Annotated in this window: 11 protein-coding genes; 5 read left to right on the top strand and 6 right to left on the bottom strand. The window is 71.4% G+C overall.

Annotation, left to right across the window (positions count from 1 at the left end; genetic code table 11):
• Positions 1–12: 12 nt before the first annotated feature.
• Positions 13–1,686, bottom strand: a complete 1,674-nt coding sequence (locus OG959_RS02830) for an extracellular solute-binding protein (protein WP_326656372.1) — start codon at positions 1,684–1,686, stop codon at positions 13–15.
• Between the two features lie 457 nt (positions 1,687–2,143).
• Between OG959_RS02830 and OG959_RS02825 the strand changes: the two genes are divergently transcribed.
• Positions 2,144–5,017 carry a glycoside hydrolase family 3 C-terminal domain-containing protein gene (locus OG959_RS02825; protein ID WP_326656371.1) on the top strand — a complete coding sequence of 958 codons (2,874 nt, stop codon included), beginning with the start codon at positions 2,144–2,146 and terminating at the stop codon, positions 5,015–5,017.
• A gap of 58 nt (positions 5,018–5,075) precedes the next feature.
• Positions 5,076–7,361 carry an alpha-xylosidase gene (gene yicI / locus OG959_RS02820; protein ID WP_326656370.1) on the top strand — a complete coding sequence of 762 codons (2,286 nt, stop codon included), beginning with the start codon at positions 5,076–5,078 and terminating at the stop codon, positions 7,359–7,361.
• A 60-nt stretch (positions 7,362–7,421) separates the two neighbouring features.
• On the opposite strand, the gene OG959_RS02815 is transcribed toward yicI, so the two are convergent.
• Both OG959_RS02815 and OG959_RS02810 read right to left on the bottom strand, forming a co-directional pair.
• Positions 7,422–7,958: a DUF4232 domain-containing protein gene (locus tag OG959_RS02815; protein WP_326656369.1), complete on the bottom strand. Its 537-nt coding sequence runs from the start codon at positions 7,956–7,958 to the stop codon at positions 7,422–7,424.
• A gap of 173 nt (positions 7,959–8,131) precedes the next feature.
• Positions 8,132–9,499 carry a cytochrome P450 gene (locus tag OG959_RS02810; RefSeq protein WP_326656368.1) on the bottom strand — a complete coding sequence of 456 codons (1,368 nt, stop codon included), beginning with the start codon at positions 9,497–9,499 and terminating at the stop codon, positions 8,132–8,134.
• 205 nt (positions 9,500–9,704) lie between these two features.
• Between OG959_RS02810 and OG959_RS02805 the strand changes: the two genes are divergently transcribed.
• The 3 genes from OG959_RS02805 to OG959_RS02795 all read left to right on the top strand — a co-directional run bounded on the left by OG959_RS02805 (position 9,705) and on the right by OG959_RS02795 (position 12,395).
• Complete coding sequence (locus tag OG959_RS02805; RefSeq protein ID WP_326656367.1) at positions 9,705–10,274, top strand: TetR/AcrR family transcriptional regulator; 570 nt, start codon at positions 9,705–9,707, stop codon at positions 10,272–10,274.
• A 94-nt stretch (positions 10,275–10,368) separates the two neighbouring features.
• Positions 10,369–11,523 carry a GDSL-type esterase/lipase family protein gene (locus OG959_RS02800; protein ID WP_326656366.1) on the top strand — a complete coding sequence of 385 codons (1,155 nt, stop codon included), beginning with the start codon at positions 10,369–10,371 and terminating at the stop codon, positions 11,521–11,523.
• Between the two features lie 131 nt (positions 11,524–11,654).
• Positions 11,655–12,395, top strand: coding sequence for a GNAT family N-acetyltransferase (locus OG959_RS02795; RefSeq protein WP_326656365.1), 741 nt, complete (start codon positions 11,655–11,657; stop codon positions 12,393–12,395).
• Here OG959_RS02795 and OG959_RS02790 read toward each other — a convergent pair.
• The 3 genes from OG959_RS02790 to OG959_RS02780 all read right to left on the bottom strand — a co-directional run bounded on the left by OG959_RS02790 (position 12,374) and on the right by OG959_RS02780 (position 16,191).
• The gene (locus tag OG959_RS02790; RefSeq protein ID WP_326656364.1) at positions 12,374–13,924 is read right to left on the bottom strand and encodes an aspartate:alanine exchanger family transporter; all 1,551 of its coding nucleotides are present in this window, start codon (positions 13,922–13,924) and stop codon (positions 12,374–12,376) included. The genes OG959_RS02795 and OG959_RS02790 overlap by 22 nt on opposite strands.
• Positions 13,925–14,092: 168 nt before the next feature.
• Entirely contained in the window at positions 14,093–14,917 is an 825-nt protein-coding gene (locus OG959_RS02785; protein WP_326656363.1) for a hypothetical protein, read from the bottom strand.
• Positions 14,917–16,191 carry a VWA domain-containing protein gene (locus tag OG959_RS02780; RefSeq protein WP_326656362.1) on the bottom strand — a complete coding sequence of 425 codons (1,275 nt, stop codon included), beginning with the start codon at positions 16,189–16,191 and terminating at the stop codon, positions 14,917–14,919. The genes OG959_RS02785 and OG959_RS02780 overlap by 1 nt, the downstream gene beginning before the upstream one ends.
• Positions 16,192–16,332 lie beyond the last annotated feature (141 nt).

The following is a 16,332-nucleotide window of genomic DNA, read 5'->3' as shown; positions in this document are numbered from 1 at the left end:
GCGTCGTACGCGTCAGACGCCGGAGCCGTTCTTGTCGAGGATGTCCTGGTACCAGGCGCGCAGCTTGTCGCCGCCGCTCTTCTTCCAGGTGTTCACGGCCTCGTCGATGTCACTGACCTTCTTGCGGCCGCGGCGGATGTCCTTCTGGAGGTCGTCGAACGGCGTGTACAGCGAGGCGTACCGCTGCGGCTCGACGACCTGCATGCCGAAGAACATGGGCTTCTTGATGTTCGGGGCCTGGCGTGCCATCCAGCCCGCGTAGTCCTTGGCCAGCTGCGGCTGGTCCGGGTAGGCGATGGAGGTGGGCGGAGAGGCGAGGAACAGGAAGGTGGAGGGCTGTGCCTCCTCGACACCCTGCGGGGTGTAGGTCGGGGCCCCGTCCTTGATCGTGTAGTGGGTGCCCTTGACGCCGTAGTTGGTGAGCATGAACTCCTCGGTGCCGTACGGCGCGGCCGCGTAGTCGGCGATCGCGAGGAACTCCTCGATCTTCTCCTTGGGGAGCTTCTTGCTGAGGAAGGTGAAGATGCCCGCCGGGTCCGACTGCCACAGGGTCGGCTTGCCGCCGTCGGCGCCGAAGAAGTCGAGCGCCTGCATGTCGAACTTGGGGTTCGCGGCCGCCTGTTCGGTGACCATGCCCTTCCAGCCACCGGTGCCGTCGTTGTACATCACGGTGTGACCGCTGGTGAAGCGGATCTTGGCGTCTGCGTCCTTGCCGGCTTCGGCGTCCGGGTGGACGTACCCGCCGTCGTGGAGCTTGCGGGCGAAGGCCAGAGCCTCGCGGTACTCCTTCGTCTCGATCTTGTGGACCAGCTTGCCGTTCTCCAGCTGCCAGTAGTGCGGCGCGTCGGGGAGCACGCCGAAGATCATCTGGATGCAGGTCCAGAGGTCGTCGAACGCCCAGACCTTCTGCTTGGGAGCGGTGTGCTCCTTGCCGAAGGCCAGCAGGTCGTCGGCGCTGGCCGGTACGGCACCGGAGCCGATCAGGTCCTTGCGGTAGAAGATCGCGTTGCCGATGACCGGCGTCGGCATGGGCAGGCCGCGCAGCTTGCCGCCGAAGACGGAGTACTGCCAGGCGCCCGTCGGGATGTTCGCCAGGTTCGGGTACTTCTTGGCGGCGTCGCCCGCCAGGTAGGGGGACAGGTCCGCGAACTTGGCGGTGATCGCGTTGCGGATCTGCCCCTGCATGTTCCAGCCGGGGATCGTCATGACGTCAGGAATGTCCGAACCGGCGAGGACCGCGCCGATCTTGTCCTGGTACGTGTTGCCGTCCTGCGGGTCGAAGTTGAGCGTGGCGCCGACCGCCTTGTTGACCGCCGTGTAGTACGGGTTGTTCTTCTTCGGGACGGTGCCCCACAGCGGCGTCATGACGCGGAACGACGAGCCCTTGCCCGGGACCGACTTGACCGAGACGACCAGCGGGTCGGGCAGCTTGGTGAAGCCGGGGCTCGAACCGTTGACGCTCGCGACATCGGGCTCGACCAGGTTCAGCGGGGCGTAGGACGGCACAACCTTCTTGAGGGCCTTGCCCGTTGTCGTGCCTTCCTTGCTCCCTGAACCGGAACCCGAGCCACCGCACGCGGCGAGCAGCGGTACCCCGCCGGCCACGGCGACAGCGGCGACCGCGCCCGTGGCGAGGAAGCTTCTCCGGCTCGGAGCCGTGGAGGAGGGGGTGGAATTCGGCGTCATTGCGTCAACCCTTCGAGGCGCACCAGGACGACACGTGGCGGGCGACCGCCGTTCGGTTCCTGTGTCTGAGGTGGAGCGTTGCTGACTGGGCCGGCGTGACCGGCCGCAGGTGAAGCGGTTCAACAGGGAAGCGGCAGAACCTGTCGCCGTCCCGGGGAGATCACGGGCGCCGGGCGCCCCATCGAAGCTCTGTCGAAGCGCTTCGATGTTGCAGCGAGGTTAAGTGAAGGGCCTCGGCCGCACAAGAGTCCGTTTCCAGATTCCTCCGACCTGTTTCCGAACCGTTTCCTGGCGCAATGCGACGCTGTCGCGTACGGAGGTCGGTGGCGGACCCTTGACACGCGCGGGGTCGGCCACGGAGCATCGAAGCGCTTCGAAAGATCTTCCGAGGCTCCTCGGCTGCTCGTACGAGGCGCAGGCACCGGAATACCTCCCACCTCTCCAAGGGGACCCGCACGTGACGGAACAACCGCAGCCCTTCCGCGACCCGCAGCTGCCCTTCGCCAAGCGCGTCGACGACCTGCTTCAGCAGCTCACGCTCGACGAGCGGATCGCGATGCTGCACCAGTTCGCACCGGCGGTCGACCGGCTCGGGCTCGGCGCCTTCCGGACCGGCCAGGAAGCCCTGCACGGCGTGGCCTGGATGGGACCGGCGACGGTGTTCCCGCAGGCTGTGGGACTCGGTGCCACCTGGAACGGTGAACTGGTGCGCCGGGTCGGCGAGGCCGTCGGCAACGAGGTCCGCGCCAAGCGCGCCCAGGACGACCGCGTCGGCCTCAACGTCTGGGCCCCGACCGTCAATCTGCTGCGCAACCCGCTGTGGGGACGCGGCGAGGAGGGGTACTCCGAGGACGCCGGGCTGACCTCCGCCATCGCGGTCGCGTACACCCGGGGACTGCGCGGCGACCACCCGCTCTACTGGCGGACCGCACCCGTCCTCAAGCACTGGCTCGCCCACAACAACGAGACCGACCGCGACACCGCGTCCTCCTCGGTCCGCCCGCGGGTGCTGCACGAGTACGACCTCAGGGCCTTCCGTGACGCCGTGCAGGCGGGCGCGGTGGCCGGTGTCATGCCGGCGTACAACCTGGTCAACGGGCGTCCCAACCACGTCTCGCCGCACCTCTCCCAGCAGCTGCGGGCCTGGACCGACCGGTCGCTCGTGGTCTGCTCCGACGCCGGGGCGCCGTCCAACCTCGTCGACTCCGAGCACTACTTCGACACCCACGAGGAGGCGACGGCCGCCTCCCTGCGCGCCGGTGTCGACAGCTTCACGGACCACGGCCAGGACTCCGGCATCATGACCGGCCGCATCCGGGGTGCTCTGGAGCAGGGCCTCCTCGACGAGCACGACATCGACACCGCGGTCCGCCGGCTTCTCGAACTCCGCTTCTCGCTCGGTGAGTTCGACCCCGATCTCGACCCGTACGCGAACACCGACGCCTTCGACACCGAGGGGCACCGGGCACTCGCCCTGGAAGCCGCCGAACAGGCCGTCGTGCTGCTCAAGAACGACGGACTGCTGCCGCTCGACCCTGCCGCGGGCAGGACCGTCGCCGTCGTCGGCCTCCTCGCGGACGCCTGCAAGCTCGACTGGTACAGCGGCACCCTCATCCACCGCTCCACTCCGCTCGACGGACTGCGGGAACGCTTCGGCGCGGAGCACATCGTCCACGCGGAGGGTGTCGACCTGGTCCGGCTCAAGTGCGCAGACGGCTGGCTGCAGATTCCCGCGGCGGACAGGAGCCAGGAGCCGGTACGCGGCGCGGAAGGCGCCCTCGACCCGGCCCTGCTCGCAGGCCGCACCGACCTGCCGCCGCTGACCTGCGGCGACACCCCGTCCGAGCTGGCGCTCGTGGACTGGGGCAACGGCGTGATCACCCTGCGGGAACCGGCCGGCCGCTATCTGTCGGTCGCCGAGGACGGCTTCGTCCGCGCCTCCGCGGACGAGCCGGGCGGCTGGATCGTCCAGGAGACCTTCCGGTGGGAAGCGGTGGAGGGGCATGCCGGCGGTCACCGCCTTCTGCACGTGGGAACGGGTAGGTATGTCTCTGTCGCCGCCGACGGCGTAAAGGTTGCCGCCCGGGGAGAGGAATTCTCCGGCTCCTCCGACGCCCTCGGAACGGTCTTCGAGATGGAGGTGACCGAGCGCGGGGAGGACACCGTCGCCCGTGCGGCGGCGGCCGCCGACGTCGTGATCGTCGTGGCCGGGAACGACGCCCACATCAACGGCCGCGAGACGGAGGACCGCACCACCCTCGACCTCCCCGCCCAGCAGGAACGCCTGTGGCGCGCCGCCCACGCCGCCAACCCGCGCACCGTGCTCGCGGTCACCTCCGCCTACCCGTACGCCCTCACGGACGCGGCGGCCACGCTCCCCGCACTGCTGTGGACCGCGCACGGCGGGCAGGCCGCGGGAACGGCGCTCGCCCGCGTCCTCGCCGGCGACGTCTCCCCGGCGGGCCGGCTGCCGCAGACCTGGTACACCTCCGACGCGGAGCTGCCCGGGCTGCTGGACTACGACATCATCGGCTCCCGCCAGACCTACCTCTACTACGAGGGCGCTCCGCTCTACGCGTTCGGCCACGGCCTCTCGTACAGCGAGTTCACCTACAGCGCCCTGCACGCCGAACGCGACGGCGACCTGGTGCGGGTCTCGCTGACCGTCACCAACACCGGGCCCTTCGCCGCGGACGAGGTCGCGCAGCTGTACGTGCGCGCGGTGGCGCCGTCCGTCGTCCGGCCGCTGCGCCAGCTGGCCGGGCACCACCGGCTGCACCTGGCGCCGGGTGCCGCCGAGCGCGTCGACTTCCTCGTCCCCGTCACCGAGCTCGGCCACTGGGACGTCGCACACGGCCGCTGGACCGTCGACCCGGGCACGTACGAGATCCAGGCCGGAGCCTCCAGCGCGGACATCCGCCTGACTGCCGTCGTCACCCTCGACGGGGAACCGTCCGGACCGCGTCCCGTCCTGATCCGCGGTCTGGAGGCGGCCGACTACGACGAGCAGCTGGGCACCGAGATCGTCGACCGGACGAAGGTGGACGGTGACGCGGTCACCGCCGTCACCGGGAGCAACGAACTCCTCTACAGGCGCTGTGACTTCGCATCCGGAGCGAGCGGCGTCGAGATCTCCGCGGCGGGGGAGGGAGCCGTACTGATCTCCGTCGCGGACGCCACGGTCACCGTCCCGGTCGCCGCCACCGACGGACCGTACGACCACCGCACCGTGCGGGCCGCTCTGAACGCCTCCGGCACCGCTGATCTGCGCGTCACCCTGCGCGGCTCGGTGCGCCTGGCCCGGATCGCCTTCACCGGCGACGACGCATGAGCCGCGCCGTCCGTAACTCCGTCCCCGTCCCTCCAGTTGCCCCCGGCAAGGAGTCCGCATGAAGTTCACCGACGGCTTCTGGCTCATGCGTGAGGGCGTACGCGCCTCCTACGCGACCGAGATCCGTGATCTGCGCGTCGGCGACGACCAGTTCACCGCCTACGCGTCGGTCAAACGTGTCGCCGAGCGCGGCGACACGCTCAACACGCCCCTCATCACGGTCGACTGCTTCTCCCCGGCCGAGGGCATCATCGGCGTGCGCACCACCCACCACGCCGGACGGGTGCATCGCGGACCCGACTTCGCCTTCCCCGGCCTCGATCCGGCAGCCGCCGGAGCCCGCACCCGCCGGGACGGGGCGGTCACCGAACTGACCAGCGGGCCGCTGACCCTGCGCATGGACGGTGACGGGCCCTGGGGCATCACCTTCCTCGACGCCGACGGCCGGCGCCTCACCGGCGTCGACGCCAAGGGCACCGCCTTCGCCACCACCCCGGACGGCGCCCACCACATGGTCGCCCAACTCGCCCTGGACGTAGGCGAGAACGTCTACGGCCTCGGTGAACGCTTCACCCCGTACGTCAAGAACGGCCAGACCGTCGACATCTGGCAGGCGGACGGCGGCACCAGCAGCGAACTGGCCTACAAGAACATCCCGTTCTACCTCTCTTCGCGCGGCTACGGCGTCTTCGTCAACCACCCCGGCAAGGTCTCCTTCGAGGTCGGCTCGGAGTCCGTCGGCCAGGTGCAGTTCAGCGTCGAGGACCAGTCGCTGGAGTACTACATCGTGGCCGGACCGACGCCCAGGGAGGTCCTGGCCCGCTACACCGCGCTGACCGGCCGCCCGGCCCTGCCGCCGGCCTGGTCGTTCGGCCTCTGGCTCACCACGTCCTTCTGCACCTCGTACGACGAGGAGACCGTCACCTCGTTCGTCGACGGCATGGCCGAGCGCGACATCCCGCTCTCCGTCTTCCACTTCGACTGCTTCTGGATGCGCGAGTACCAGTGGTCGGACTTCCTCTGGGACCCGGACGTCTTCCCGGACCCGGAGGGCATGCTGGCCCGGCTCAAGGAACGCGGGCTGCGGATCAGCATGTGGATCAATCCGTACATCGCGCAGAAGTCCGCACTCTTCGCGGAGGGCGCCGAGCTCGGCCACCTGGTGCGCCGCCCGGACGGCGACATCTGGCAGTGGGACCTGTGGCAGCCCGGCATGGCCCTGGTCGACTTCACCAACCCCGCCGCGCGCGAGTGGTACAACAGCAAACTCCGCCTCCTGCTCGACCAGGGGGTGGACTGCTTCAAGACGGACTTCGGCGAGCGCATTCCCACCGATGTCGTCTGGCACGACGGCTCAGACCCGGAGCGCATGCACAACTACTACGCGCAGATCTACAACCGCACGGTCTTCGAACTCCTGGAAAAGGAGCGCGGCCACGGCGAAGCGGTCCTCTTCGCCCGCTCCGCCACCGCCGGCGGCCAGCAGTTCCCGGTCCACTGGGGCGGCGACTGCTTCGCCTCGTTCACGGCGATGGCCGAGTCGCTGCGCGGCGGCCTGTCGCTCTCGCTGTCCGGCTTCGGCTTCTGGAGCCACGACATCGGCGGCTTCGAGGGCACACCCGACCCGGCGGTCTTCAAGCGCTGGCTCGCCTTCGGCCTGATGTCCTCGCACAGCCGGCTGCACGGCAACGTGTCCTACCGGGTGCCGTGGGCGTTCGGCGAGGAGGCGGTGGACGTGGCCCGGAAGTTCACCCTGCTCAAGCACCGGCTGATGCCGTACCTGTACGGGGCGGCCGTCACCGCCCACCGCACCGGCCTCCCGATGATGCGCCCCATGCTGCTGGAGTTCCCCGGAGACCCGACGACCCGGATGCTGGACCGCCAGTACATGCTCGGACCGGACCTGCTGGTCGCGCCGGTCTTCACGGAGGACGGGCGGGTCGAGTACTACGTTCCCGAGGGCAGCTGGACCGTGCTGCTGACCGGCGAGACCGTCACCGGACCGGTCTGGCGCCACGAGACCCACGGGTTCGACAGCCTGCCGATCCTGGTGCGCCCCGGCGCGGTGCTCCCGTGGGGGGCCGACGACCAGCGCCCCGACAGCGACTGGCTCGACGGGCTCACCCTGCGGGTCTTCGGCGGGGTCTGCGCGGAGCCCGCCGAAGACGGCACGTCCGTCACCGTGCCGGACCTGACGGGCGCGACCGCCGCCGCGTTCCGGGTGGTGCGGGACGGGGACACCCTGACCGTCACCTCCGAGGGCACGGACCGCCCCTACCGCGTGGTCGCGGAGACGACGGGGGCCACGGCGCAGGGAACGGGCACGGTGACCGTGACGCCGTAACGGGTCGGCGGGGCGGGGGACCGCGTGTACGGCTGTTGTCCCCGCCCGCCTGCCCGAGGCTCAGCGCGTCGCCGCGGCCAGGGCCCGGTCCGCCGAGCCGCGGGAGGTGTGCCACAGCGTGGTCACCGGCTCCCACACCCGGATCCCGCGGTCCATGCCCACGGTGGCGGCACCGAAGGTGACCCCGTAGTGCGCGGGGTCCGCCGCCACGGACAGGCTGCGGACGACATGCCCCTGGCGGGTGCCGCGCTCGGCCGTGCGCACGGCCGCGTAGCCCCGCTCACCCGGCGAGAGCACGTACGAACCGCTGGTCGCGGGCGGGACCGGCTGGGCCGAGCCGTCGAGGCCCCGGAACGTGACCGTCGGGATACGGTCCACGACGCAGGTGCGGCCGCCCCGGTTGGTGACGGCGATCCGTGCCACGTTGTGCCGGTCGCCGGGGGAGGCGGAGATCCTGAGTGCCTTCTCCTGGCAGTGGGCCGGACGGGCCGACGCCCCGGGGGTGGCCGCGCCGGCCGTGGCCGACGTGCCGGTGGCCGTCAGGGCCAGGGCGGCCGCCGCGGTGAGCGAGGCGGTGAGAGCGGAACCTGGACGCATGATGTTTCTCCCCTTGGATCGACAGCCTGCGGTCGAGACCACAGGGCCCCGGTGGCCGGTACGGCCGACAGGGACATTCTGAACGGTATGCCCGGTTCATGGCGATAGATCGGACATATCGGTTCAGTATCTGCCGTGACGCGCGTTGTCCTGCCCCGCTCCGAAGGGGTCCGCTACCGCGCCCGGACCGTTGCCATCACCTCGCGGTCCGGCTGCAGCGTCAGTGTCGGCACCGGGTTGACCGTGCCCGGATCGACGTCCAGCTCGAAGCGCCGCGCGAGCACCGCCAGGATCAGCACCGCCTCGACCATCGCGAACCGGGTGCCCAGGCAGACCCTCGGGCCGCCGCCGAACGGGAACCAGGCGTACTCCGCGATCTCGTCGCCCGTCTCCGCGTCCCACCGCTCCGGACGGAACTCCTCCGGCTCGGGAAACCACCGCTCGTCCCGCTGGGTGGCCCACTGACTGCTCCACACCCTGGTCCCTTCCGGAATCGGCAGACCGCCGATCCGCGCACCCTCCTTCGCGACCCCGGTGACCAGCCAGATCGTCGGGTACAGCCGCAGCGTCTCCTTGACCACCGCCTGGGTGTACGTGAGCTGCGCGTAGTCGTCGAACCCCGGTTCGCGGTCACCGAGCACCCGGTCCAGCTCCTCGGCCAGTGCGGCCCGGGTCCCGGGGTTGCGGGACAGGAGGTACCAGGCCCACACCAGCGTCGAACTCGTCGTCTCGTGGCCGCCGATGTACAGCGTGACCGTCTCGTCGCGGATCTCCCGGTCGTCGAGCTTCGCACCCGTCTCGTCGACGGCGGTGAGCAGCCGGCTGAGCAGGTCGGGACGGTCGTCCCCGCCGTCGCGGTGCCGGGCGACGACCCGGCCCACCTCGGCGTCGATGACCGCGGCGGCCTTCTTGATCCTGGCCCGGCCCCGGGTCGGCACCCAGTCCGGGAGCAGTGCGCCGATGCCCGCGAACTCCTTGCCGATCTCCGCCTGCGCCACGTCCATGGCCCGGCCCATCGCCTCGGCGTCGGCGGGAGTGTCGACGCCGAAGATCGTACGGACGGCGATCTTCTGCGTCAGCGCCGCCATCTCCCGCTTGATGTCGATGCGTTCGCCGCCCGACCAGCTGTCCGCGAGCTCCACCGTGCTGCCCGCCATGGTCGACGCGTACGACCTGACCTGCTTCGGCCGTACGGACGGCTGCACGAGCGACCGCTTGCGCCGCCACTCGGTGCCGCGCGCCACGACGACGCCGTTGCCCATCACGGTACGGAAGGCGATGCCGAGCGCCGGCTGGTCGAAGGTGCGTTCCGTCTCGGTGAGCAGTTCGCCTATGCACTCCGGATCGGCTATGAACACGCAGGAGTTGGGGCCGAAGCGCCACTGGACCAGGTCTCCGTGACTGCGCAGCCGCTCGAAGAACGCGAGAGGGTTCTTGCCGAACTGCGGCATGTTCCCGAGGAAGGGCAGGCCCTTCGGGCCCGGCACGATCCTGTGGCCGCGCGGTCCGGCATCGACGGCCGGGCCGGTCTCCGTGGACATGAAGAGTCTCCGCTCTGAGGGTCCGGCCGGTCCGTCACGCGCCACCGGCCTTGTGGAGTACGTGAGTTGTCGAGAGTAGTCGGGACCGGGTGCGGGTGGGCGGCCGGTCCGGCGCGGTGATCAGCCACGCCTATGCCACGTAACTATGTGCCTAAAAGGTTTAGGCAGATGCATGATGGATGTAGCCAGAACAGAGGAGTGGCTCATGGTGCGTGCGGGACTGACCCCGGAACGTCTGACCCGTGCGGGGGCGGAGCTGGCCGACGAGGTCGGCTTCGATCAGGTGACCGTCTCGGCTCTCGCCCGGCGGTTCGACGTCAAGGTCGCCAGCCTGTACTCGCACCTGAAGAACTCCCACGACCTCAGGACCAGGATCGCCCTGCTCGCCCTGGAGGAGCTCGCCGACCGAGGGGCGGCCGCCCTGGCGGGCCGGGCCGGCAAGGACGCCCTGGGCGCCTTCGCGGACGTGTACCGCGACTACGCCCGCGAGCACCCCGGCCGCTACGCCGCGGCGCAGTACAGGCTCGACCCGGAGGCGGCCGCCGCCAGTGCCGGGGGCCGTCACGCGCAGATGACCCGGGCGATCCTGCGCGGCTACGCCCTGACCGAACCGGACCAGACGCACGCCGTCCGGCTGCTGGGCAGCGTCTTCCACGGCTACGTCAGCCTGGAGGCGCAGGGCGGGTTCAGCCACAGCGCGCCCGACTCGCAGGAATCCTGGTCGCGGATCGTGGACGCCCTCGACGCCCTGCTGCGCAACTGGCCCGCGCCCTGACCGCGACCCCTGCGGACCCGCGGCGACCGCCGGCGACCCGCCGGCACCGACTCCCACCCCCCCCTCAGACGTTCCGAGCAACAGGCGGAGAGACATGCACACCACCCCCATCACGGCCGCCCTCCTGCGCGGCGCCCTCGACATCGAACACACCGCACACGGGCTGCGCCCGCACCGGCTGCCCGCATGGGCCCGCGCGCAGTGCGCCGACGGCCAGCTGGCCATGGCGGAGGCCCAGCCCTCCGGCGTACGGCTGGTGTTCCGCACCCGCGCCACCACCATCGAGCTGGACGCCCTGCGCACCAGGACGGCCTACGTGGGCGCGCCGCCCCGGCCCGACGGCGTGTACGACCTGCTCGTCGACGGCCGTCCCGCCGGACAGGCGAGCGCCAACGGCGGGAACGTCCTCGTGGTGGACATGGCGACCGGATCCACGGAGACCCGGCCCGGCCCGGTCGGCACCGTCCGGTTCGCCGGGCTGTCCGAGGGCCCCAAGGACATCGAGATCTGGCTGCCGTACAACGAGACCACCGAGCTCGTCGCCCTGCGCACCGACGCCGCCGTCGAACCCGCACCGGACAGCGGCCGCAAGGTGTGGCTGCACCACGGCAGTTCGATCAGCCACGGCTCCGACGCCGCGAGCCCGACGTCCACCTGGCCCGCACGCGCCGCCTCGCTCGGCGGGGTGGAGCTCATCAACCTGGGCCTGGGCGGCTCCGCCCTGCTCGACCCGTTCACGGCCCGTACGATGCGCGACACCCCCGCGGACCTGATCAGCGTCAAGATCGGCATCAACCTCGTCAACGCCGACCTGATGCGGCTGCGCGCCTTCGCCCCGGCGGTGCACGGATTCCTCGACACCCTCAGGGAAGGGCACCCGACCGCGCCGCTCCTGGTCGTCTCGCCCCTCCTGTGCCCCATTCACGAGGACACCCCCGGCCCCAGCGCCCCCGACTTCAGTAACCTCGCCGAGGGCAGGCTCCGCTTCACGGCGATGGGCGATCCGGCGGAACGTGCCGCCGGAAAGCTGACGCTCAACATCATCCGGGACGAACTGAGCCGCCTCGTGACGCAGCGCTCGGCCGACGACCCGAACCTGCACTACCTCGACGGCCGCAGCCTCTACGGCGAGCAGGACTTCGCCGAACTGCCGCTGCCGGACCAACTCCACCCGGACGCCGCCACCCATCGCCGTATCGGCGACCGCTTCGCCGGGCTGGTGTTCGACGGCGACGGCCCGTTCGCCTGACCGCGCCGCCTGACGGCTCTGCCTGACCGCGCCGCCTGACGGCCGGCCGGCCCCGGTGGCGGCTCGGCCCGTGGCCGGCGGGGCCGGAAGACCAGGAGAGGATCACCGTCGCCCGATGGGAGGATCCGGCCATGGAATCCGACCCCCTCATGGCTCGGGCACGCTCTCTGTGGGAGTCGCTGGCCGGAGTGCCCGTCTCCTTCGCGTCGGCCGGCGGTCCCACGGTGGTCACGGCGCCCGCGTCGGCCCTGGCTCCTCCGGGCTGGGTGGGCATCGTGCTCCTGGGGGACTCGGCCCTCGCCACCGCCCCCACGGACGACGTGGCGCGCACCGTCCGCCGCGCCCTGACCGGCCTCCCGGCCCCGTCGCTCACCCGTCCCGGGGAGGTCGCCCGGGTCTGGCCGGTCACCGAGGTGCTCGGGCCCGCCACCCTCGCCTATCTGTCGGCCGACGACTTCCACCCCGCGTCACCAGGAAGCGCCGAGGCGGATCGCCTGCCCGCGGACCATGGAGATCTCCTCCGGCTGCTCGCTTCGGTGAGCGAGGAGGACGCGGGGGAGTGCGGCCTCGACGAGATCACTTCGCCGGCGTTCGTCGTGCGGGACGGAGCCGCGGTGGTCGCAGCGGCGGGATACGGGGACTGGCCGGGGGACACCGCACACCTGTGCGTCCTGACGGCGCCCCGTGTGCGGGGCCGTGGCCTGGCCCGGCAGGTGGCCTCCGCCGCGACCGCGCACGCCCTCGCAGCCGGCCGGCTGCCGCAGTGGCGGGCGAGGCCGGCGGCGTCGCGCCGCGTGGCCGGGGCTTTGGGCTTCCGGGAGTCGGGGAGCCAGTTGAGCGTCCGCGGGACTCAGAGCCCGACGATCAGCTGAATGCAGACGATCTTGACGAGGATGGCGAGCGCGAACAGCGTCGAGTACCCGTTGTTGACGCGGCTGTCGCTGACCCGGCTGTTGGCGTACGCGGTGATCGCCGGGTTGCCGACGTACCCCGACAGCAGGCCCATCGTCCGCTCCCGGCTCTGCCCGAGCGCCTTGGCGATCAGCACCATGAGGGTGTAGCTGACCACCGCGCCGATCACCAGGACCGCCACCAGCTTCAGACCGAACAGGGAGAACGCGTTCTGGCGGAAGGAGTAGCCGGAGGTGAGGCCGACGACCGCGAGGAAGAGCAGCAGGCCGATCTGGCGCAGCGTGAGGTTGGCCCGGGTCGGCAGGGTCCACACCAGCGGGCCGGTGCGCCGGCGCCAGCCCAGGACCATGCCCATGACCAGCGGCCCGGCGCCTGTCCCGAGCGCGAGGGTGGTGGAGCCGAAGGTGACGGAGGGGATGGCGATCAGGAAGCCGAGGGCGAGCCCGAGACCCAGGCTCACCGCGCTCACCTCGCTGACCTTCGCCTCCGTGTCGCCGAGATACGTGGAGACCTCGGTGATCCGCTCGCGCGGCATCACCACGCGTACGCGGTCGTCGAGCTGGAGCACCAGGTCGTCGTGGGCGAGCATGTCGACATCGCCGCGACGGACCCGGCTGACCGCAGCCCCGTACCGCTCGCCCAGACCGAGTTCCGCGATCGTGTGGCCCGCGAGCGCCGGGTTCGTGAGCAGGACCCGGCGGTAGTCGACCGTCCGCCGGTTGTCGAGCAGATGGACGGGTGCGGTGGAGCCCAGCCGCTCGGTCGCGGTGCGTACGTCGTCCTCGCCGCCGACCAGCACGATCAGGTCGCCGGGGCGCAGTCGCCCGAGTCCGCGTGCGACCTGTACCTCGCCGCCCTCGGGACGGTACTCGCTGGCCAGCACCCGGTGGTCCGCGACACCCGGTACCTCGTCCCATGCCGTCTCGTGCTCCACCTGGACCGTACGGGTGACGAGGACGGGCGGCAGCCCGGAGTCGGGGTCGCGGCGCGCCACCCAGCGGCGGCGGGCCGCGATGGCGGAGATGAACAGGATGGTGATGACCACCGCGAGCGGATACCCGATCGCGTACCCGACGGCGGGCTGTGAAGGATCGGCCGAGGCCTCCTGCGCGGCGGCCAGGCCCGGCGTGGTCGTGCCGATTCCCGCGTATCCGCCGGCCAGGAACGGTCCGCTGATCCCGAAGCCGCTGTGTCCCACATAGCCGACCACGACCGCGGTGAGCGCGAGCGCCACCACCGCACCGGCCATCACCGGCAGCTGGCTGCGCAGTTCACGGAAGAACGCGGGCCCGGACTCCAGGCCGACGGTGTACACGTACAGGGCAAGGCCCAGGGCCGAGACCCCGGCCGGCACGGCGGGCGCGATGTCCTCGTCGAGCGCCCCGACCAGCAGGCCGACGAACAGGACTCCGGCCGCGCCGAGTTTCACCGGGCCGAACCGGACCATGCCGAGCAGGGCGCCGACGGTGATGACGGCGAACACGGCCACCCAGGGATTGTCCGCGAAGAACTGCCACACGGGGTGGGCCTCCCGTAGCGAAGGGCGGGACGATCCTGACCGGGCCATGATCTTCGAGATGACGGGAGGCCGCCACTCAGGGGCAGCTGACCGCGCGTCGGGCGGACCGGTGGTCCGGCCTGCCCGACGCGCGGGTCGTCAGACGCCCGGCGGGACCCTGGACGGGCGGCCGCTGCCGCGCGTCAGCGAGTAGCCGAAGACGGCCGCGATCGCGCCCAGCACGCCGCCGCCGACCGTCCACAGCCAGCGGTCGGTCCACCAGCCGGAGGCCCAGCCGTCCTCCGGCTCCCCCGCGAGGGCGACCGGGGCGGCCGAGGCCCCGTCGGCGGCCTGCTCGACCGAGGACACGCCGGGAACCAGCGGCTCGGAGAGCGTGCCGTCGACATCCCCGGCTCCGCCCCTGCCGTCGGCCGTGACCTCGACCTCGGTCCGCACCGGCAGCCCGAGGTCCGCCGAGGGCAGGTCGACGACCGTGAGGCGGACGTAGTAGCTGCCGGGCAGCGGGTCGTTGGCCCACGGTTCGGACCAGGCCCGCACGGTACGCAGCACACAGGTGAGCTCGACCGTGGCGGCATCGGCCGCGGCCTTGCCGGTCTGCTTCCCGTACATGCAGGCCTGACGGCGGCGCAGCCCGTCGTACACGTCGACCTGCCAGGTCGAGGCGCCGTGCCGGGTGGCGGTTTCGGGAAGGGCGATCTTCGCCTTGACCGTGGCCCGCTGCCCGGCGTCCGCCGGGAACACCCAGTACAGGTAGTCGCCGGTGGAGGCGCCCGCGGTGGCGAGCTGGTCCGGCTGGATGGCCGTGGCGGTGCGGAAGGTGGTACCCGCCTCCGTGGGGCCCGACCCGTCACCGGAGGCGCTCGGGCTCGGCGACGGGTCGTCCGCGACGGCGGCACCCGCCCCGGTCAGCAGGGCGAGGCCGGTCAGCAGCGCGCCCGCGAGCACGCGTCTCGTACGGAACATCAGTGGGTCCTCCAGACGGCGAAGCGCCAGCGCGAGATCCAGCCGGTCAGCAGGCCCGCGATCAGTCCGGTCAGGACGAGCACGCCCAGCAGCCACCAGCCGCGCCCGAGACCGAACGCCGCGGCGTCGTCCGCCGCGTCGGGGGCGTCCACCAGGTCGATCGTCAGCTCCACCGGCATGCCGGGAGCGGTCTTCACCGAGGCGGGCGCGGAGAAGGAGTTGGAGACCTGCAGACAGACGGTCTCCGCGGCCGGCTTCACGTCACCGTCCGTGTCCTGCTCGGGCTTCGGGTAGCGCAGCCCGGACGAGATCGCGTCGGTGCGCCCGGTACCGGACTCCGCACCTCTGACGATCTCCCGGCCGTGCACGGTCACCGCACGCAGCAGCATGCCGTAGTCGTTGTTGACGGCGCGGTCGGCGAACACGCTGACCGAGGCGCGCAGTTCCTGGCCGGGCAGCACATCGACGCGGTACCAGCGGTGCTCGGCGAACTTCTCGCGGTCGGTGTAGAGGCCGGGCTTGAGCTGCGGGGCGTCGGTGCAGCTGCCGGCGCCCTCGGTCGCGACCGGGGTGACGACGGGTGCGGCCGCCCGGTCCACCAACTGCTTCACGCGGCCTGAGAGTTCATCGGTGTGCTGGACGGCGGTGTACGTGCCGCCGGTGGCCTCCGCGATGCAGGTGAGCTGCTGGCGGATCTTCGCGTTGGGCACCAGGCCGAGGGTGTCGATGACCAGGTGGATGCCGCGCGCCGCGATGTCACGGGCGACTTCGCACGGGTCGAGCGGACCGCAGGTGTCCTCGCCGTCGCTGATCAGCACGATCCGGCGGGTGGAGTCACCGCCCTCCAGGTCGTCGGCGGCGCCCAACAGGGCCGGGCCGATCGGGGTCCAGCCGGTGGGGGCGAGGGTGGCGACCGCGGTCTTGGCCTCCGTTCGGTCCAGCGGGCCGACCGGGTACAGCTGCTTGGTGTCCTTGCAGCCGACCTTCCGGTCGTCGCCCGGATAGTCGGCGCCGAGGGTGCGGATACCGAGCTGCACCTGCTCGGGCACCGCGTCCAGGACCTCGTTGAACGCCTGCTTCGCCGCGGTCATCCGGGACTGGCCGTCGATGTCACGCGTCCGCATGGAGCCACTGACGTCGAGCACCAGCTCGACCTTGGGGGAGGCGTTGGTGGGGGTTTCATCGGCCGAGGCGGGCAGCGCCGAGCCGAGCCCGGCGGCCAGGGTGGCGAGCAGGATGCCCACCCCGGCCGTCAGCCTTCTTCTTATGATCATCGCCGGATAGTAGTGAACATCAGTTCGCTAACCAAAACGGCCGGTGGCCGTCGCACGCGCTTGTGTGCGGCGTGCGACGGGACATGACAGACGGTCAGCTGGACGGGCGGCTGAACGGCTCGGATTGGCCAACCGGATCGG

The sequence above is a fragment of the Streptomyces sp. NBC_00385 genome (genome assembly GCF_035917155.1).
In the GTDB taxonomy this organism is placed as follows: Bacteria; Actinomycetota; Actinomycetes; order Streptomycetales; family Streptomycetaceae; genus Streptomyces; species Streptomyces poriferorum.
This window is presented reverse-complemented; position numbering and strand designations above follow the sequence as displayed.